We start from the raw sequence: 18707 nt of genomic DNA, 5'->3' as shown, positions 1-18707 counted from the left end.
GGCGGCTATTTTTGCTTGAAAAATCCCAGGCCCCACGGCGCATGAAACTGGCGCGCCCCAGGCGCAGGCCGCGAAGCGCCTCAGGGGGGTGTTATCTCACTTCAATGCACCTGTTGGCGCATGAAGGCTTCGATCTCCGTGGCGCAGCGCGGCATGCTGAAGTGGTAGCCCTGGGCCTCGTCGCAGCCCTGTGCGCGCAAGAAGGCGAGCTGGTCTTCCGTCTCCACCCCCTCGGCCGTGGTGCGCATGCCCAGGGCCTGCGCCATGCGGATGATGGCGCTGACGATGGCGCGGTCGTTGCTGTCGTCGCCCAGGTCGCGCACGAACGACTGGTCGATCTTGAGCTTGAAGATCTGAAAGCGCTTGAGCTGGCTCAGCGATGAATAGCCGGTGCCGAAGTCGTCCATGGACAGGCGCACCCCGCGCGCGTGCAAGCGGTCCATGGTGGCCGCGGCCGTGTGCGGGTCGTCCACGGCCACGCCCTCGGTCAGCTCCAGCTCCAGCGCCTCGGGCGGCAGGCCGAACTCGGCCAGCATGCGGCTCACGAGTTCCGGCAACTGGGGCTGGCGGAACTGGATGGCCGACAGGTTGACGGCCATCGTCAGGTGCGGAAATCCGCTGGCGCGCCAGGCCTTGAGCTGCGCCAGTGCCGTGCGCAGCACCCATTCGCCGATCTGCAGGATCTGGCCGCTGTCCTCGGCGATGGGGATGAACTCGGCCGGCGGCACGCCGCCGAGCTGCGGGTGCTGCCAGCGCAGCAGCGCTTCCACGCTGCGCACGACGCCGGTGGTCAGGCTCATCTGCGGCTGGTAGTGCAGCTGGAACTGGCTGCGCTCCAGCGCGCGGCGCAGGGCGTTCTCCAACTGCAGGGCGCGCGCGGACTGGGCCTGCATCTCGGGCGTGAAGAACCTGAAGGTGTTGCGGCCGTCCTGCTTGGCGCGGTACATGGCCACGTCGGCGGCGCGGGTCAGCGTGTCGAAGTCCACCCCGTCCTGCGGGAACAGCGCGATGCCCATGGACGGCGCCATGGTCAGCTCGTGGTGGTCGATCTGGCAGGGCTGGCGCGACGCCTCCTGCAGCTTGGCCGCCACGCGGGCGGCGCCGCGTGCGTCGGCGCCGGGCAGCAGCAGGATGAACTCGTCGCCGCCCAGGCGGGACACCGTGTCCCTGTCGCGCACCACGGCGCGCAGCCGCTGGGCGATGGCGACCAGCAGCGCGTCGCCCACGCGGTGGCCCAGCGAGTCGTTCACGTGCTTGAAGTGGTCCAGGTCCAGGAAGATCAGCGCCAGCGGCGTGCCGCCTGCCTGCGCCGCGCGGATGGCCTGCCGCGCGCGTTCGGACAGCAGGGTGCGGTTGGGCAGGCCGGTGAGGGCGTCGTAGTGGGCCAGCCAGTAGATGCGCTCCTGGTCGGCCTTGCGTTCGCTGATTTCGCGGTGCAGGTCGTCCACCGTCTTGCGCAGCTCGCGGGTGCGGTCCTGCACCTGCTGCTCCAGGCTCTCGTGGGCGCGGGCGAGCACGGCCTGGGCCTCCTTGCGCTCGGTGATGTCCATGGTGATCCAGATCGAGCCCTGGGCTGGGTCGGTCGGGTTGATGAGCTTGCTGCGCACCTCGCAGGCCACCGTCGTGCCGTCCTTGCGGCGCAGCTCGACCTCGCCCTCGTGCGAGTGGCCCTGGGCCAGTTGCGGGTGGATGCGGTGGCTCACCTCGTCCCAGGCCTCGTCGCTGGCGTGCCAGCGGCGCGACGGGCTGCCGATCAGCTCGCCGGGCTGGTAGCCCAGCATCTCCTCGAAATGGTGGTTGCAGCGGGTCAGGCGCCCGTCGCGCAGGAACACGATGCCCACCATGGCGTTGTCGAACAGCAGCTGCTTTTCATGCTCGGCCGCGCTGAGCGCGGCCTGGGAGCGCCTTTGCTCGTCGATGTCGTCCACGATCCAGATCGAGCCTTCGCGGGTGTCCAGCGGGTTGATCAGCCGCCCCGTGAGGCTGCCCCAGAACGGCGTTCCGTCGCGCCGGGACAACAGGCACTCCGCGCGGAACGATAGCCCCTGGGTGAGGACAGGGTAGGCGCTGCGCGCGAGGGCCTGGAACGCCTGCTTGTCGGGATAGAAAGTTTCGGTGCCCATCCCCACCAGCTGCTCCGGGCAGGCGTAGCCAAAGACCTCGGCATACCGCTGGTTGCAGCGCACCACGCTGCGCTGGCGCAGGAAGACGATACCCACCCCGGCGCTGTCGAGCAGGATTTGCTGTTCGCGCAGGGCGCGTTGCAGGGGCGGATCGGAGACGGCCCCAGGGAACTGCAATGCTGGAGCGTTGCGTGGCGCTGACATGAAGACCGACTCAGACGGACGGCCTGACGGCCTGTGTTACAAAAGTATCCAATTGTATTGGCATCGGATACCGAGAAGCCAAGGGTTTGCCCCAGGTGCGCGGACTCCCCGCTGGCTCGCCATGGACCCGGGGCTTCCCGAAGGGCCTGGGGCGCTGACGGGGCGTCACGACCGTCACGAATCTGTCATCCGCACGCCACATACTGGCGCCTTCTGCATTCGCCGCGCCTGCGCACCCATGCCTGCCCTCCACCCCGACGGTGCCGCCGCGCCGGTGTTCCTGGACCGCGACCACAGCATCCTGGCGTTCAACGAGCGCGTGCTGGACTGGGCGGTGCGCGACGACGTGCCCTTGCTGGAGCGGCTGCGCTACCTGTGCATCGTCTCGTCCAACCTGGACGAGTTCTTCGAGGTGCGCGCCGCGCCCCACATCACCGCCGCGCAAAAGGGCGAGACCCAGGGGCGCTACTCCACCACGACCTTCGAGGCCATGGCCGCCCAGGTACACGCGCTGGTGGACCGCCAGTATGCGCTGTACAACGACGCCCTGGTGCCTGCCTTTGCCCGCCACGGCATCCGCATCCTGGGGCACGGCGAGCGCTCGCCCGAGCAGCGGCGCTGGGTGCGCGACTACTTCGTGCGCGAAGTGCGACCGCTGCTCATCCCCGTGGGGCTGGACCCGGCGCACCCCTTCCCGCAGGTGGCGAACAAGTCGCTGAATTTCATCGTGCGCCTGAAGGGCCGGGACGCCTTCGGGCGCGAGAACGAGATCGCCATCGTCAAGGTGTCGCGTGCATTGCCCCGGCTGGTGCGCATGCCTGCGCGGCGGGGGGCGCGCGCGTCGCTGCTGTTCGTCAGCCTGTCCAGCATCATCCGCGCGCACCTGCACGAGCTGTTCCCGGGGCGCGAGGTGACCGAGTTCTCGCAGTTCCGCGTTACGCGCCACTCCGACCTGGCCCTGGACGAGGAAGACGTGCGCAACCTGCGCACCGCCCTGCGCCAGGGCCTGCAGCACCGCCACTACGGCCAGGCCGTGCGGCTGGAGGTGTCGTCCGGCTGCTCGCAGTTCCTGTCGGACTTTCTGCTCGCCCAGTTCGCGCTGCCCGCCGCCGCCCTGTACCGCGTGCAGGGACCGGTCAACCTGGTGCGCCTGACGCAGCTGGTGGACCTGGTGAACGACCCCCAGCTGCTGTTCCCGCCCTGGCGCTCGGCCTGGCCGCGCCAGTTGAAACCGGGCGTCTCCGTGATGGAGCAGCTGCGCCAGCGCGACGTGCTGATCCACCAGCCCTTCGAGAGCTTCGACGGCGTGCTGGCCTTTCTGCGCGAGGCCGTCAACGACCCGGACGTGGTGTTCATCAAGCAGACCATCTACCGCACCGGCTCCGACTCCGAACTCATGCACCTGCTGACCGAGGCCGTGCGCCGGGGCAAGGAGGTGATGGCCGTGGTGGAGCTGAAGGCGCGCTTCGACGAAGAAGCCAACATCAACTGGGCCGAGACGCTCGAAGCCATCGGCGTGCAGGTGGTCTATGGCGTGGTGGGCCTGAAGACGCACGCCAAGATGCTGCTCGTCACGCGCCGCGAGGGGCGGCGGCTCAGGCGCTACGGTCACCTGTCCACCGGCAACTACAACGTGCGCACTGCCAGGCTCTACACCGACCTGAGCTACCTCACGGCCGACGAGGACGTGACGGCCGACATGGACGGCGTGTTCAACCACCTCGCCAGCCAGAACCGCCCGCCGCGCCTGCGCCGGCTGCTGCTCGCGCCCTTTCACCTGCACCGGCGCATGCTGGAGAAGATCGAGCAGGCGGGCCAGGCCGCCAGCCGGGGTGAGGACGCCCGCATCGTCGCCAAGATGAACGCGCTGACCGACGAGGCCCTGATGCGCGCGCTGATCCTGGCGGGCCAGCGCGGCGCGCGCATCGACCTCATCGTGCGCGGCGCCTGCATGCTCGCGGCCCAGGTGCCGGGCGTGACGGACAACATCCGCGTGCGCTCGGTCATCGGCCGGTTTCTGGAGCACACGCGGGTGTTCTACTTCCGCGCCGGGCAGGACGAGGACTTGTATTTGTCCAGCGCCGACTGGATGAACCGCAACATGATGCGCCGCGTGGAGCTGGCCTGGCCCGTGACCGACCCCGCGCTGCGCCAGCAGATCGTGGACGAATGCCTGGTGGCCTACCTGCACGACGACCGCGACGCCTGGACGCTGAACGCCCAGGGCTGCTACGACCGCGCGCCGCACCCCATCGACGGCCACGGCGCGCAGGACGCGCTCATGCGCCGCTACGGGCCGCCGGAGCCGGGGACTGCATGAGGGGCCTCATCCCGTGGCGCCACGCCGCAGCCGAGCAGTCGCCCACAGCGCTCTGAATGCTATAAAAAAAATAGCTGCAAGCGCTTGATGGATAAGCGCTGGAGGCCGATTTGGCTATGAATTCAGGTCAGTTCGACAGCCAGCTCCCACGGCGTCTTCTGCCAGGCCAGCGCTTCCTCGCGCAGCAGGTGCGCCGACTGCGGGTAGGCCGCAGCCCAGCCGGGGCGGGCCGCGAGCTGAAAGCGCGGCCCCGCGCGGCGCAGCGTCAGGCCCGTGGTGTCCGGGTCGCGGCGGGCGTGGCACAGGGCCACGGCCAGGCGCAGGCACAGCAGTTGCAGCGCGGTCACGGGGTCCTGCAGGTCGGCTTCGAGCTTGCGCACCTTGCCGCGCTGGCCCAGCACCAGCAGGCCCAGGTGGTGCAGCTCGGGCAAGGCAAAGCCTGCGGCGTCGGTGTTGTCCAGGATGTAGGCGCCGTGGCGGTGGTAGTCGCTGTGCGATATGCGGCAGCCGATCTCGTGCAGGCGCGCCGCCCAGTCCAGCTTGCGCGCCGCGCGCTCGCTGCCCGTGGGCGCGGCCTGCGCGAACAGGGCGCAGGCGGTGTGGGCCACGCGCTCGGCCTGGGCCTTGTCCACGTCGAAGCGCCGCATGAGGCCGTTGACGGTGGCGGTGCGCAGGTCGGTGCCGGGCTGCTCGCGATCCAGCAGGTCGTACAGCGCGCCCTGGCGCAGGGCGCCCTGGGCCACCTGCATCTGGTCGATCTCCAGCAGGTCGAACACGGCGCGCAGCACGCTCACGCCGCCGCCGATGACGGGGCGGCGGTCTTCCTTGAGGCCGTCCATGCGCAGGCGCTCGGCGCTCTGGGCGCGCAGCAGGCGCTCGTGCAGCCAGTCCAGGCCCGCGCGGGTGATCAGGCCCTGCGGGCCGCCCGCCAGGGCCAGTATGTCGCCCACGGCGCCCGCAGTGCCGGATGAGCCGTAGGCCACCTCCCAGGCGTCGGGGCGGAAGGTCTCCAGCGCCTCGTCCAGCACCGCCTTGGCCGCTATCTCGGCGGCCAGGAAGGCCTGGGCCGTGAATTCGCCGTGCGGAAAGTAGCGCTGCGACCACGCCACGCTGCCCACGCGGAACGACGCCACGGCCTGCGCGCTGAACTGCTGGCCCAGGATGAGTTCGGTGGAGCGCCCGCCGATGTCCACCACCAGCCGCCGCTCGTCCGACTGGGGCAGCAGGCGCGCCACGCCCTGGTAGATGAGCCGCGCCTCCTCGGGGCCGGACACCACGTCGATCGGGTAGCCCAGCACCTCGCTGCCGCGCGCGAGGAACTCGTCGCGGTTGCGGGCCTCGCGCAGCGTCTGCGTGGCCACCGCCCGCACCTGGGCGCGCGGAAACCCCGCCAAGCGCTCGCCAAAGCGCGCCAGGCACGCCCAGCCGCGCTCCATGGCCTCGCGCGTCAGGTTGCGGTCTTCGTCCAGGCCGTTGCCCTGGCGCACGGTTTCCTTGAGGTATTCCACCCGCTGGATGTGGCCGAATTCGTAGCGCCCGATTTCAAGGCGGAAGCTGTTGGAGCCCAGGTCCACAGCGGCGAGGCGTGTGCCGTTCTGCATGGTTGTTTTCTGAGAGTGCCCCGGCATCGTAGCCGGGGCCGAGGGGCGGAGTTTGTGCCGGGTGGGTGACGGATTCGTGACGTTTTCAAGGCAAAGCGCCCTGTGACATTTTTTGCAGCCCGGGGTTTGTGTCACCGAGTTGTCATTTTCGGCCCCTAGAGTCCAGCCTATCCCTGTCAACACCGAGTCAAAAGGCACACCATGAAACGCACATTCCTCAAGACCGTCGCAGCCGCCGTCCTGGCCACCGTGGCCGCTGGCAGCGCCTTCGCCGCAGACATTACCGGCGCTGGCGCCTCGTTCCCCTATCCCATGTACGTCAAGTGGGCCGAAGCCTACAAGAAGGAAACCGGCACGGGTCTGAACTACCAGTCCATCGGCTCGTCCGGCGGCATCCGCCAGATCCGCGCCAAGACCGTGGCGTTCGGCGCGTCGGACGCGCCCATGGGCGCCGCCGACCTGGACAAGGACGGCCTGGTGCAGTTCCCCGCCATCATCGGCGGCACGGTGCCCGTGGTGAACCTGGAAGGCTTCAAACCCGGCGAACTGCGTGTGACCGGCCCCGTGCTGGCCGACATCTACCTGGGCAAGATCGCCAAGTGGAACGACCTCAAGCTGGCCGCCCTGAACCCCGGCAAGGCGCTGCCCGACCAGGCCATCACTGTGGTACACCGCGCCGACGGCTCGGGCACCACCTTCAACTTCACCGACTACCTGTCCGCCGTGAGCAAGGAATGGGCGGACACCGTGGGCAAGAACGCCTCGGTCAAGTGGCCCGCGCAGTCGTCCGTGGGCGGCAAGGGCAACGAAGGCGTGGCCGCCAACGTGACGCGCGTGAAGGGCGCCGTGGGCTACGTGGAGTACGCCTACGTGAAGAAGAACAACATGACCTTCCTGCAGTTGCAGAACGCCGACGGCAAGTACGTCAGCCCCGACGACAAGACCTTTGCCGCCGCCGCTGCGGGCGCGGACTGGTTCAGCGTGCCGGGCATGGGCATCTCCATGGTCAACGCCAAGGGCGCGGAGAGCTGGCCCATCAGCACGGCGTCGTTCATCCTGATGTACAAGGACCCCGCCGACAAGGCGCAGTCCGCCGAGGTGCTGAAGTTCTTCGACTGGGCCTTCAAGAACGGCAAGGCCATGGCCGCCGAGTTGGACTACGTGCCCCTGCCCGACAGCCTGACCGCCGAGATCCGCGCCAAGGTCTGGTCGCAGATCAAGAAGTAAGCCCGTGCCCGGCGCGACGACGACAATGGAGGCTTCTATGAGCAGCGCGGGAGCCCCCATGCATTCCAACCCCGCGTCCGTTCAGCGGACGGACGCACCCACCGCATCCATGGTGTCGATTGCCCGGCGCCAGCGCATCCAGGACATCATCTTCCACCGCCTGACGCAAAGCCTGTCGCTGCTGGTGCTGGCGGTGCTGCTGGGCATCATCGCGTCGCTGTTCATCTATGCGTGGCCCGCGTTCCAGAAGTTCGGTGTGCAGTTCATCTGGCGCGTCGAGTGGGACACGGTCAACGAAGAATTCGGCGCCGCCATCGCCATCGTCGGCACGCTGGCCAGCGCGGGCATCGCGCTGCTGATTGCCGTGCCGCTGGCCTTCGGCATCGCGCTGTTCCTGACCGAAACCTGCCCCGTGTGGCTGCGCCGCCCGCTGGGCACGGCCGTGGAGCTGCTGGCGGCCGTGCCGTCCATCATCTACGGCATGTTCGGCCTGTTCGTGTTTGCGCCGCTGTTCGCGGACTATTTTCAAATGCCGGTGCAGAAGCTGCTGGGCGGCATGCCGCTGGTGGGCTTTCTGTTCGGCGGCAGCACCAACGGTTTCGGCATTCTGGCGGCGGGCATCGTGCTCGCGTTCATGGTGCTGCCCTTCGTGGCCGCCGTGATGCGCGACGTGTTCGAGATCGTGCCGCCCATCCTGCGCGAATCCGCCTACGGCCTGGGCTGCACGACCTGGGAAGTGGTGCGCCGCGTGGTGCTGCCCTACACGCAAAAGGGTGTGATCGGCGGCGTGATGCTGGGCCTGGGCCGCGCCTTGGGCGAGACCATGGCGGTCACCTTCGTCATCGGCAACGCCAACCGCATGCCCACGTCGCTGTTCTCCCCCGGCACGTCCATCGCGTCCACCCTGGCGAACGAATTCGGCGAGGCGGCGGACTTCCACCTGTCCACGCTGTTCGCCCTGGGCTTTCTGCTGTTCGTCATCACCTTCGTGGTGCTGTCGGCGGCCAAGATCATGCTGCTGCGCGCCGAGAAGGCCAAGGGGCTGTAGGAGCGTGTCATGCACTTTTACGTACCCACGTTGGGTCCAAAGGCCAGTGATCGCAAGGCGCAGGACGCCGCCAAGGCCGGGGCCTTGGCAAGTACTGCAACGCCGCGAGCGCTGGCCTTTGGACCCAACCCTTCGGGAAAGCCGGGGAAAGGCCCGGCCACGTCGTTGCAGGCCGCTTTCGGTATCCATACCGCGGCGCGTCCTGCGCCTAGTTGCCGGGCCTTTCCCCGGCTTTCGTGGGCATGTAAAAGTGCATAACACGCTCCCACCCATGCAATTCAACCAAGACTTGTACAAGAAGCGCCAGCGCTCCAACACCGTCGGCCTGACCCTGTCGATGGGCGCCATGGCGCTGGGCCTGTTCGTGCTGCTCTGGATTTTGTTCGTGCTGCTGTCCAACGGCTTTGCCGCGCTGGACTGGAACCTGTTCACCCAGTCCACGCCCGCGCCGGGGTCGGAGGGCGGCGGGCTTGCCAATGCCATCGTGGGCAGCCTGCTGATGGTGGGCTTCACGGTGCTGTTCTCCACGCCCATCGGCATCCTGGCCGGCATCTACCTGGCCGAGTACAGCGGCCAATCGAAGGTGGCCGAGCTGACGCGCTTCGTCACCGACGTGATGCTGTCCGCGCCGTCCATCGTGCTGGGTCTGTTCGTCTATGCCATCGCCGTCGCCACGGTGGGCAACTTCTCGGGCTGGGCGGGCAGCCTGGCGCTGTCGCTGATCGCCGTGCCCGTGGTGGTGCGCACGACCGAGAACATGCTGCGCCTGGTGCCCGGCAGCCTGCGCGAAGCGGCCCTGGCCCTGGGTGCGCCGCGCTGGAAGGTGTCGCTCATGGTCACGCTGCGCGCCGCGCGCAGCGGCGTGATGACCGGCCTGCTGCTGGCCGTGGCCCGCATCAGCGGCGAGACGGCGCCCCTGCTGTTCACCGCGCTGAACAACCAGTTCTTCAGCACCAACATGAACGCGCCCATGGCCAATTTGCCGGTGGTGATCTTCCAGTTCGCGTTGAGTCCGTATGAGAACTGGGTGCGCCTGGCCTGGGGCGGGGCGCTGCTCATCACCCTGTCGGTGCTGATCCTCAACATCGTGGCGCGGGTCTTCCTGCGCGAGAAGAACCGCGTCTGATCATGAACACAACTGCCCAACAAAACGCGCTGGAGCTGCGCAACCTGAACTTCTACTACGGCAAGTTCCAGGGCCTGCGCAACGTCAGCCTGAACATTGCCGAGCACAAGGTCACGGCCTTCATTGGGCCCTCGGGCTGCGGCAAGTCCACGCTGCTGCGCACGCTGAACCGCATGTACAGCCTGTACCCCGGCCAGCGTGCCGAGGGCTCCATCCACTTCTACGGCCAGGACATCCTCGACCCCAAGCAGGACATCAACCTGCTGCGCGCGCGCATCGGCATGGTGTTCCAGAAGCCCACGCCGTTCCCCATGTCCATCTACGACAACATCGCCTTCGGCGTGAAGCTGTACGAGTCCTTGAGCAAGAGCGAGATGGACGATCGCGTGGAATGGGCCCTGTCCAAGGCCGCGCTGTGGACGGAAGTGAAGGACAAGCTGCACCAGAGCGGCCTGTCGCTCTCCGGCGGCCAGCAGCAGCGCCTGTGCATCGCGCGCAGCGTGGCGGTCAAGCCCTCGGTGCTGCTGCTGGACGAGCCCACGTCGGCGCTCGACCCGCTGTCCACCGCCAAGATCGAGGAGCTGATCGACGAGCTCAAGCACGACTACACCATCGCCATCGTCACGCACAACATGCAGCAGGCGGCGCGTTGCAGCGACTACACGGCCTACATGTACCTGGGCGAGATGATCGAGTTCGGCGCCACCGAGCAGATCTTCTTCAAGCCCGAGCGCAAGGAGACCGAGGACTACATCACGGGCCGTTTCGGCTGATAAAAGGGGGGAATGCACATGCCCGACAAACACCTTTCTTCGCAGTTCGACAGTGAACTCAACAGCGTCTCCGCCCGCGTCATGGAATTGGGCGGCCTGGTCGAATCGCAGATTCGCCAGGCCGTCTATGCCCTGTCGCAGTTCAGCCTGGAGGCCGTGGACACGGTGGCGCAGATGGAGTCGCGCATCAACGCGATGGAGGTCGAGATCGACTCCGAGCTGTCGTCCATCATCGCCCGCCGCCAGCCCACTGCGCGCGATTTGCGCCTGCTGCTGGCCTTCAGCAAGGCCACGGCCAACCTGGAGCGCATGGGCGACGAGGCCAACAAGATGGCGCGCATGGTGCGCTCCATCATCGAGAGCGGCGCGCCGCGCTCGCTGCCGTCCAGCGACCTGCGCGTGGCCGCCGACCTGGCCTCGGGCCTGCTGCGCAAGACGCTGGATGCCTTCGCGCGGCTGGACGTGAAGGCGGCGGTCGCCATCCTCAAGGAGGACGACCTCATCGACAAGGAGTTCGACGGCTTCGTGCGCAAGCTCATCACCTACATGATGGAAGACCCACGCACCATCTCGCCCAGCCTGGACCTCTTGTTCCTGGCCAAGGCCATCGAGCGCATCGGCGACCACTCCAAGAACGTGGCCGAACTCATCATCTACCTGGTCAAGGGCAAGGACGTTCGCCACACCGCGTTGGACGAAATCGAATCGACTGTTCTATGAAAAACATGGCCCCCACGCTCCACCGCTACGCGGGTCGCTGCCCCCCGAGGGGGCCGCTTTCTCATCTTGGGGCGGCCCGGCGATGAGAAAACTCCCCCGCGTCCTCATCGTCGAGGACGAACCCGCCATTGCCGAGCTGATCGCCGTCAACCTGCGCCACAACGGCTTTGCGCCCATCTGGGCCGAAGACGGCGACGCCGCCCAGCGCGAGCTTCATGCCGAGCTGCCCGACGTGATCCTGCTCGACTGGATGCTGCCCGGGCAGAGCGGGCTGCAACTGGCCCGCAAGTGGCGCGCCGACGCCCGCACCAAGCCCGTGCCCATTCTCATGCTGACGGCGCGTGGCGACGAGCCGGACAAGGTGGCGGGCCTGGACGCGGGCGCGGACGACTACATCACCAAGCCTTTCTCCACGCAGGAACTGCTGGCCCGCATCCGCGCCGTGCTGCGCCGCCGCGCGCCCGAGCAGGTGAACGACAGCGTGGCCATTGGCGGCCTGACGCTCGACGCCGCCACCTACCGCGTGAGCTTCCAGGGCCAGCCGCTCAAGGTCGGCCCCACCGAGTTCAAGCTGCTGCACTACCTGATGAAGCACGCCGAGCGCGTACACAGCCGCTCGCAGCTGCTCGACAAGGTGTGGGGCGACCACGTCTTCATCGAGGAGCGCACGGTGGACGTACACGTCAAGCGCCTGCGCGAGGCCCTGGGCGCGGCCAGCCCGATGGTGGAGACCGTGCGCGGCGCGGGCTACCGCCTCACCGCACAGGCCAGTGTGCAGCCATAGGAACTATTAAAAAGATAGCTGCCTGCGCCTTTCCATCATTGTTTTCCAATGGTTTTCATATTGAAAACAAGCATTGGAAGGCGCAAGCAGCTACTGAATAAATAGCAACCATGTTCCTGCGCATCGTTTTCTTTCTGGTGTTTCAACTGGCGGGCGGTGCCCTGGGCTGGTGGCGCGGCGGCCCCTGGGGCGCGGCGCTGGGCGCGGCGCTGGCCGCGTGGGCCTGGTTCGTGGGCGACCTGCTGCGCAGCGCCCGCGTGCTGCGCTGGCTGCGCACGGGCGACCTGGCCCATGCGCCCGCGGTGCGCGGCGTGTGGGGCGAGGCGGCGGACCGCGCCCGGCGGCTCCTGCGCAAGCAGGCGGCCCTGGTGCAAGGCAGCGAAGACCGCCTGCAAGACATATTGGCCGCCCTGCAAGCCACGCCCAATGGCGTGGTGCTGCTGGACGCGCAAAGCCGCATCGAGTGGTGCAACCAAGTGGCGGCCAGCCACTTTGGCTTCGACGCCGGGCGTGACATGCTGCAATCCATCGGCAACCTGGTGCGCGACCCCGATTTCACCGCCTACCTCGCCGCGCAGGACGCGCGCCACGGGGTGGTGCTGGAGGGCCGCCAGAGCACGCCTTCGCGCCCCGTGCGCATCTCCGTTCACCTGCACCCGTACGGCGATGGGCGCACGCTGCTTTTGTCGCGCGACGTGACGGCGCTGGAGCAGGCCGAGGCCATGCGCCGCGACTTCGTCGCCAACGTGTCGCACGAGATCCGCACGCCGCTCACCGTGCTCACCGGCTTCGTCGAAACCCTGCAAACCCTGCCGCTGGACGCCGACGAGCGCGGCCGCTACCTGGGCCTGATGTCGCAGCAGGCGCAGCGCATGCAGAGCGTGGTGCAGGACCTGCTCACGCTCTCGCGCCTGGAAGGCAGCCCGCCGCCGGGAATGGCCGAATGGACGCCGGTGCAGTCGCTGCTGCAGCGCTGCGCGGAGGAGGCGCGCGCGCTGTCGGCCCTTGTCCACCCGCAGCGCCCGCAGGCCCTGCATTTCCCTGAGGCCGATGACCTGTGCGGCGACATCGCGGGCGCGCCCGCCGAGCTGCAAAGCGCCCTGTCCAACCTCATCAGCAACGCCGTGCGCTACACGCCCGCAGGCGGCTCCATCACGGTGGAATGGCAGCGCGAGGAGGACGGCCGCGCCGTGTTCTCGGTGCGCGACACCGGCCCCGGCGTCGCGCCCGAGCACATCCCGCGCCTCACCGAACGCTTTTACCGCGTGGACCGCAGCCGCTCGCGCGAGACCGGCGGCACGGGCCTGGGCCTGGCCATCGTCAAGCACGTGCTGCAACGGCACGGCGCCACGCTGGACATCGCCAGCACCCTGGGCAAGGGCTCGGTGTTCTCGGTCACCTTTCCGGCGAACCGGCTGCGTTGACGGCGCGCCAGAGCAGGGCCGTGAACAGCAGGGCGGTAACGGAAAGTGCCGCCGCGCTGGCTGCCCAGAACGTGGTGGGCGCTGGTATGGCGGGCCAGGGGCCGATGCCACGGTAGGCCAGCACATAGCCCCCGCCCAGGCCCGCACCCCACAGCAGCGTGCAGTACACCAGCAGCGGCGCGATCGTGATGCGGTAGCAGCGCAGCACGAACACGCACAGCGTCTGCAGCGCATCGGCCAGGTGGTAGGCCGCCACCCAGGCCAGCACGGACCCCGCCATGGCCGCCACGCCAGCCTGCGTGGTGTACACGCGGGCAATCGGCTCTTTTGCTATGAATAAAATAGCTGCCAGTGCAATTCCCATAAGCGCTGCGGCCCTGAAACCCATATAAACCACCGCACGGGCGCGCGCGGTATCTCCGGCGCCCAGCCAGTAGCTGGCGCGGGCGCTGGTGGCAATGGCGAGCGACAGCGGCACCATGTACAGCACGGCGGCCATGGTGGACGCGATCTGGTGCGCCGCCGACGCCGTGGCGCCCTGGCGCGCGACGAACAGCGCCATCAGCGTGAACGAGGTCACCTCGACCATCACCGCCAGCCCGGCCGGCACGCCCAGCCGCGCAAAGCCCGCGATGGTGGGCCAGTGCGGTGCTTCCATGCGCCGCCACAGGCGTAGGGGGATGTACAGGCTTTGCGTGCGCAGCAGCCAGAACGCCAGCGCCAGCATGCTCACGTTGACCACCAGCGTGGCCCAGGCGCAGCCCACCACGCCCTGCGCGGGCAGGCCCGCTCCGCCGAAGGTGAACCACACCGACAGCGGCAGCTTGATGAACAGCGCGCCCACCTGCAGCCAGGTCACCAGCTGGGGCCGCCCCAGCGCCTGGTTCAGCGTGCTGTAGATGCGAAAGAACAGAGCGGGCGGCAGCGCCAGGGCCAGCACCGCCAGGTAAGCCTCGACCTCGGTGCGCAGCTCTGGCGGCACCTCGGTCCAGCGCAGCAGCGGGCCGGGCGACAGCAGCACGGCCACGCCCAGCACGGACGCCGCGCCGCACAGGTACAGCGCCTGCCGCACCGAGCGGCCGATGGCCTGCGGCTGCCCGGCGCCGCGCTGCTCGGCCCACACGGGCAGCAGTGCCTGCAGCATGCCCATGAGCGCCACATAGACGCTGATGAAGATGGCCGAGCCCACCGACAGCGCCGCCAGCGAGGCTTCGCCGTGGCGACCGGCGACGATGGTGTCCGCCACGCCGAAGGCCATGACCGCGAGCTGTCCGGCCAGCACGGTGAGCGCATGCCGGGAGATGATGGACAGCTCGGACGACGACTGACGCAAAGCGGGTTCAGGCAAGACGCTCACCTTGTCAAGACGCCGCTTGTGCATCCTTGTTTGCGTCAGTCAGCGGGCACTACCGCCGCTTGAAGACCAGCAGGTGGTCGGTCTTGTCCGTGGGGCGTGGAATGACGGCCATGCGCTCCCACAGCGCGGCATCGGGCCTGGGCCGTGCGTCGATGTCGGCGACCAGCCAGCCGCAGTCGTTCCCCAGCGCCAGCCCGCCGTGGTACTGCAGCGCGGCCACCTGGGCGCGGCTCAGGCCCGCCGTCTGCACGCAGCCTGGCTGCGGCCCCAGCACGATCATCACGCTGCCCACCTGGGCGCGGTAGCTGCGCGCGTAGTCCAGCAGCGGCAGCCACAGCGTCATCAGCAGCAGCCAGCACAGCGCGGCGCCGCCAGCGGGCAGCACCAGGCTCTTCCAGATCGGCGCGCGGCTGCGCGCCGCGCGCCACCACACCAGGTAGCACCAACTGGCCGTGGCGGCCAGGGCCACGGCCAGAGCCAGGGCAGAGAACTGCGGCACGAACCCGGGCGCCAGCTTGGCGACGTTGGCGGCGGGCTTGGGCGGAAAGCCCGTCTGCATGGCGATCCAGATGACCCAGATCGCCAGCGCCGACACGGTGAAGAACAGCAGCGTGAACCAGTCGATGAGTGCGCCCACGCTGCGCCTGAGCGTGGGCAGCGCGAAGGCCGCCAGCACGGCCAGCGCGGGCAGGCCCAGCAACAGGGCACGGTCGGCGGGCTGGGTGGTCAGCGTGGCGGCGATGGAGACAGCCGAGAACCACAGCGGCAGCAGCAGGTGCCGGTGGCCCTGGCGGTTGAGGATCTGCCGACGCCAGCGCCACAGCGTCCACAGCGCCAGCGGCCACGCGGGCCAGCCGAACCACAGCAGCAGGCGCGCCAGGCTCTGCCATTCCTTGGCCTCGCCCGCATCCACGATGCGCCAGCGCCACAGGCCCAGTTGCCACGCCAGCAGCGCTACTGCGAGCGTGACGGCGGCCAGGGCCAGCGACCAGGGCAGGCGGCGGTTGGTGCCTTCTACCGGCACTGCCATGACGACCGCCAGGCTGCCCAGGCCCAGCAGCGCGGCCAGCGCGGGCGCGCCCGCGAGCGTCAGGCCCGCCAACCCCGCCACCAGGGCCAGGGCGGGCGCCAGGGTGCGGTAGGGCATGGCCGCCACGGCAAAGAAGAGCAGGGCGGTGCAGCCGAGCTGCACGAGGTAGCTGGTCACCTCGTGCGACAGCTGTGCCAGCCCCAGGCAGGCGATCAGCGCCAGCAGCGCGCCGTCGGCGATGGTGCGGGCATAGTCCAGCGGATGGGCTTCGCCCCCGAACGCGAAGGCGACCGGCTGCGCGCCCGGGCTGCGCGCGAGGTAGTACGCGCCGTACCACGTCGCCATGAGGGTGAGCGCCAGCAGCACCGCGAAGGGCAGGCGCGCCGCCACCTCCACGGGCAGCCACGGCGGCGCGGCCTGGATGGCCCACGCGCCCAGCCAGTAGGGCAGCAGCCCCTCGGTCTCCGGCGGCATGCCGCCCAGCAGCGGGGCAAGCCAGGGCGTGCGGCCCTGCGCCAGCTCCAGCATGTAGCCGAAGGCCGTCACGTCGGCGCTTTTCCACGGGTCGCGCCCCACGAACCCCGGCACGATGTAGGCAAGGCACAGCAGCAGCAGGCCCCAGCGGGGCAGTCGGCTGACGGCGTTCTGGGTCACGATGGCGGGGGTCGGGGAGTTCACGCGCGGGTCGGGTGCAAGAAAAGGCGGGCCTTCGAGAATAAAAGCAAAAAGGCAGCGCGGTTGCCCGGGCTGCCTTTTGGCGCAAGGTGCAGGACGCTGGCTTACTTTGCAGCGGCAGCGGTCTTGCCGAAACGGTTGCGGAACTTCTCCACGCGACCGCCCATGTTGTCCACGGATTTTTGCGTGCCGGTGTAGAAGGGGTGCGATTCGCTGGAGGTGTCCAGCTTGAACAGCGGGTATTCCTTGCCTTCGAAGGTCTCGGTTTCCTTGGTGTTCACGCACGAACGGGTCACGAACTTGAAACCGTTGGACAGGTCCACGAACAGAACTTCGCGGTAGTTGGGGTGGATGCCTTCTTTCATGATCTTTCCTTTAAGTTCAGCTGCGGGAGCCGCGCCAAACCGCTTGGCGTACTTTCCGCAAGAAAAAGCCCTCTATTATCGCACAGGCTGAAAATCAGCCGCCGCGCCGCATCATGTCGAAGAAGTCCACGTTGGTCTTGGTGGCCTTCATGTTCTTGATCATGAGCTCCATGGACTCGATCTCGTCCATGTTGTACATGAACTGGCGCAGGATGCGGGTCTTCTGCAATATCTCGGGCGCCAGCAGCAGCTCCTCGCGGCGCGTGCCGCTCTTGTTCAGCTCGATGGCGGGGAACACGCGCTTTTCGTACAGGCGGCGGTTCAGGTGGATTTCGCAGTTGCCCGTGCCCTTGAATTCTTCAAAGATCACTTCGTCCATGCGGCTGCCCGTGTCCACCAGCGCGGTGGCGATGATGGTCAGCGACCCGCCTTCTTCCACCTTGCGCGCCGCGCCGAAGAAGCGCTTGGGTCGCTGCAGCGCCGCAGCGTCCACGCCGCCCGACAGCACCTTGCCCGACGAGGGCACCACGTTGTTGTAGGCGCGGGCCAGGCGGGTGATGGAGTCCAGCAGGATCACCACGTCCTTCTTCAGCTCGACCAGGCGCTTGGCGCGCTCGATCACCATCTCGGCCACGTGGACGTGGCGCGCGGCGGGCTCGTCGAAGGTGCTGGCGATGATCTCGCCCTTGACCGTGCGCTGCATCTCGGTCACTTCCTCGGGGCGCTCATCCACCAGCAGCACCATCAGGTGTACGTCGGGGTTGTTGGCCGTGATGGCGTGGGCGATGTGCTGCATCATCACCGTCTTGCCGCTCTTGGGCGGCGCGACGATCAGCGCGCGCTGGCCGCGACCGATGGGGGCGATGATGTCGATGATGCGACCGGTGATGTTCTCGTCGCCCTTGATGTCGCGCTCCAGCTTCATCTGCTCCTTGGGGAACAGGGGCGTGAGGTTCTCGAACATCACCTTGTGCTTGTTCTGCTCGGGCGGGCCGCCGTTGACGGCATCGAGCTTGGTCAGGGCAAAGTAGCGCTCGCCGTCCTTGGGCGTGCGCACCTCGCCCTCGATCATGTCGCCGGTGTGCAGGTTGAAGCGGCGCACCTGGCTGGGGCTGATGTAGATGTCGTCCGTGCTGGCGGTGAAGCTGGTGTCGGGGCTGCGCAGAAAGCCGAAGCCGTCGGGCAGGATTTCCAGCACGCCATCCGCGAAGACCTGCTCGCCCGCCTTGGCGCGCTTCTTGATGATGGCAAACATCAGCTCCTGTTTGCGCATGCGGCCCGTGTTTTCGATTTCGAGTTCTTCGGCCTGCTTCAGGACCTCGGACACGTGCAGTGCCTTGAGTTCGTTTAAGTGCATGGATGGACTCCTTGGCGGAGCGGATAGGTATCTTGGGGGGTGGGGGCTGGTGCCGGGAGCGCTGCTGTTTGCAGGCCCGGCGTGCCGGGGATCTCGGTCCGGCTGCCAATGCGTGCAGGCCGGTGATCTGGGCGGATTATGACAGGAAAAGAATCGCCCGCGCCGCCTTGCGCGGCACGGGCGCGACAGGGGTCAGGCCAGTTGCTGGTCGATGAAGGCGGTGAGCTGCGCCTTGCTCATCGCGCCCACCTTGGTGGCGGCCAGCTGGCCGTCCTTGAACAGCATCAGCGTGGGGATGCCGCGAATGCCGAACTTGGCGGGGATCTCGCGGTTCTCGTCCACGTTCATCTTGGCGATGGTGAGCTTGCCCTGGTAGGCGCCCGCCACTTCGTCCAGGATGGGCGCGATCATCTTGCAGGGGCCGCACCATTCGGCCCAGTAGTCCACCAGCACCGGGGTGCTGGCCTGGAGCACGTCGGCTTCAAAGCTTGCGTCGGACAGATGTTTGATGAGTTCGCTGGCCATGGCGGAGATTCCTCAGGGGTGTACGTTTACAGTGCGGGCATTGTGACA

15 protein-coding genes are annotated in these 18707 nt (G+C 67.9%); 8 read left to right on the top strand and 7 right to left on the bottom strand.

Features of this window, described 5'->3' with window-relative positions:
- Window positions 1-101: 101 nt before the first annotated feature.
- Complete coding sequence (locus QM569_RS10935; protein WP_414987260.1) at window positions 102-2327, bottom strand: EAL and GGDEF domain-containing protein; 2226 nt, start codon at window positions 2325-2327, stop codon at window positions 102-104.
- A gap of 238 nt (window positions 2328-2565) precedes the next feature.
- Here QM569_RS10935 and ppk1 point away from each other — a divergent pair, with 238 nt between their 5' ends.
- Entirely contained in the window at window positions 2566-4647 is a 2082-nt protein-coding gene (ppk1, locus tag QM569_RS10930; RefSeq protein WP_414987259.1) for a polyphosphate kinase 1, read from the top strand.
- 122 nt (window positions 4648-4769) lie between these two features.
- On the opposite strand, the gene QM569_RS10925 is transcribed toward ppk1, so the two are convergent.
- Window positions 4770-6248, bottom strand: a complete 1479-nt coding sequence (locus tag QM569_RS10925) for an exopolyphosphatase (RefSeq protein WP_414987258.1) — start codon at window positions 6246-6248, stop codon at window positions 4770-4772.
- A gap of 201 nt (window positions 6249-6449) precedes the next feature.
- Between QM569_RS10925 and pstS the strand changes: the two genes are divergently transcribed.
- From pstS to phoR, 7 genes are all read left to right on the top strand, one after another.
- Complete coding sequence (gene pstS / locus QM569_RS10920) at window positions 6450-7475, top strand: phosphate ABC transporter substrate-binding protein PstS (RefSeq protein ID WP_414987257.1); 1026 nt, start codon at window positions 6450-6452, stop codon at window positions 7473-7475.
- 58 nt (window positions 7476-7533) lie between these two features.
- On the top strand, window positions 7534-8523 hold the full coding sequence (gene pstC, locus QM569_RS10915; protein WP_414987256.1) for a phosphate ABC transporter permease subunit PstC: 990 nt from the start codon (window positions 7534-7536) through the stop codon (window positions 8521-8523).
- A 271-nt stretch (window positions 8524-8794) separates the two neighbouring features.
- Window positions 8795-9649 (top strand): phosphate ABC transporter permease PstA, encoded by an 855-nt coding sequence (gene pstA, locus QM569_RS10910; protein WP_414987255.1) that lies wholly within the window; start codon window positions 8795-8797, stop codon window positions 9647-9649.
- A gap of 2 nt (window positions 9650-9651) precedes the next feature.
- Window positions 9652-10422, top strand: a complete 771-nt coding sequence (gene pstB, locus QM569_RS10905) for a phosphate ABC transporter ATP-binding protein PstB (RefSeq protein WP_414987254.1) — start codon at window positions 9652-9654, stop codon at window positions 10420-10422.
- 18 nt (window positions 10423-10440) lie between these two features.
- On the top strand, window positions 10441-11142 hold the full coding sequence (gene phoU, locus QM569_RS10900) for a phosphate signaling complex protein PhoU (protein WP_414987253.1): 702 nt from the start codon (window positions 10441-10443) through the stop codon (window positions 11140-11142).
- Window positions 11143-11224: 82 nt separating this feature from the next.
- Window positions 11225-11926: a phosphate regulon transcriptional regulator PhoB gene (gene phoB, locus QM569_RS10895; protein ID WP_414987252.1), complete on the top strand. Its 702-nt coding sequence runs from the start codon at window positions 11225-11227 to the stop codon at window positions 11924-11926.
- Window positions 11927-12036: 110 nt separating this feature from the next.
- A complete protein-coding gene (gene phoR, locus QM569_RS10890; protein WP_414987251.1) occupies window positions 12037-13350 on the top strand; it encodes a phosphate regulon sensor histidine kinase PhoR in 1314 nt (437 codons plus the stop codon).
- Here the strand turns inward: phoR and QM569_RS10885 are convergent.
- From QM569_RS10885 to trxA, 5 genes are all read right to left on the bottom strand, one after another.
- The gene (locus QM569_RS10885) at window positions 13322-14698 is read right to left on the bottom strand and encodes an MATE family efflux transporter (protein WP_414987250.1); all 1377 of its coding nucleotides are present in this window, start codon (window positions 14696-14698) and stop codon (window positions 13322-13324) included. The genes phoR and QM569_RS10885 overlap by 29 nt on opposite strands.
- A gap of 58 nt (window positions 14699-14756) precedes the next feature.
- Complete coding sequence (locus tag QM569_RS10880; protein WP_414987249.1) at window positions 14757-16415, bottom strand: hypothetical protein; 1659 nt, start codon at window positions 16413-16415, stop codon at window positions 14757-14759.
- Between the two features lie 101 nt (window positions 16416-16516).
- The gene (locus QM569_RS10875) at window positions 16517-16777 is read right to left on the bottom strand and encodes a type B 50S ribosomal protein L31 (RefSeq protein WP_414987248.1); all 261 of its coding nucleotides are present in this window, start codon (window positions 16775-16777) and stop codon (window positions 16517-16519) included.
- A 94-nt stretch (window positions 16778-16871) separates the two neighbouring features.
- Window positions 16872-18134: a transcription termination factor Rho gene (gene rho / locus QM569_RS10870; protein ID WP_414987247.1), complete on the bottom strand. Its 1263-nt coding sequence runs from the start codon at window positions 18132-18134 to the stop codon at window positions 16872-16874.
- Window positions 18135-18326: 192 nt separating this feature from the next.
- Complete coding sequence (trxA, locus tag QM569_RS10865; RefSeq protein WP_414987246.1) at window positions 18327-18659, bottom strand: thioredoxin TrxA; 333 nt, start codon at window positions 18657-18659, stop codon at window positions 18327-18329.
- Between the last annotated feature and the right edge of the window lie 48 nt (window positions 18660-18707).

The sequence above is a fragment of the Acidovorax sp. genome, assembly GCF_047607405.1.
Classification (GTDB): domain Bacteria; phylum Pseudomonadota; class Gammaproteobacteria; order Burkholderiales; family Burkholderiaceae_C; genus Acidovorax.
Note: the sequence above shows the minus strand (reverse complement) of the source record. Positions and strands in the feature narration are given on the sequence as shown.

Coding starts and splice junctions, on each gene's coding strand:
- phoB (WP_414987252.1), top strand. CDS start 11,225: ATGAGAAAACTCCCCCGCGTCCTCATCGTCGAGGACGAACCCGCCATT.
- QM569_RS10935 (WP_414987260.1), bottom strand. CDS start 2,327: ATGTCAGCGCCACGCAACGCTCCAGCATTGCAGTTCCCTGGGGCCGTC.
- rho (WP_414987247.1), bottom strand. CDS start 18,134: ATGCACTTAAACGAACTCAAGGCACTGCACGTGTCCGAGGTCCTGAAG.
- ppk1 (WP_414987259.1), top strand. CDS start 2,566: ATGCCTGCCCTCCACCCCGACGGTGCCGCCGCGCCGGTGTTCCTGGAC.
- QM569_RS10875 (WP_414987248.1), bottom strand. CDS start 16,777: ATGAAAGAAGGCATCCACCCCAACTACCGCGAAGTTCTGTTCGTGGAC.
- pstC (WP_414987256.1), top strand. CDS start 7,534: ATGCATTCCAACCCCGCGTCCGTTCAGCGGACGGACGCACCCACCGCA.
- pstS (WP_414987257.1), top strand. CDS start 6,450: ATGAAACGCACATTCCTCAAGACCGTCGCAGCCGCCGTCCTGGCCACC.
- phoU (WP_414987253.1), top strand. CDS start 10,441: ATGCCCGACAAACACCTTTCTTCGCAGTTCGACAGTGAACTCAACAGC.
- phoR (WP_414987251.1), top strand. CDS start 12,037: ATGTTCCTGCGCATCGTTTTCTTTCTGGTGTTTCAACTGGCGGGCGGT.
- pstA (WP_414987255.1), top strand. CDS start 8,795: ATGCAATTCAACCAAGACTTGTACAAGAAGCGCCAGCGCTCCAACACC.
- trxA (WP_414987246.1), bottom strand. CDS start 18,659: ATGGCCAGCGAACTCATCAAACATCTGTCCGACGCAAGCTTTGAAGCC.
- pstB (WP_414987254.1), top strand. CDS start 9,652: ATGAACACAACTGCCCAACAAAACGCGCTGGAGCTGCGCAACCTGAAC.
- QM569_RS10925 (WP_414987258.1), bottom strand. CDS start 6,248: ATGCAGAACGGCACACGCCTCGCCGCTGTGGACCTGGGCTCCAACAGC.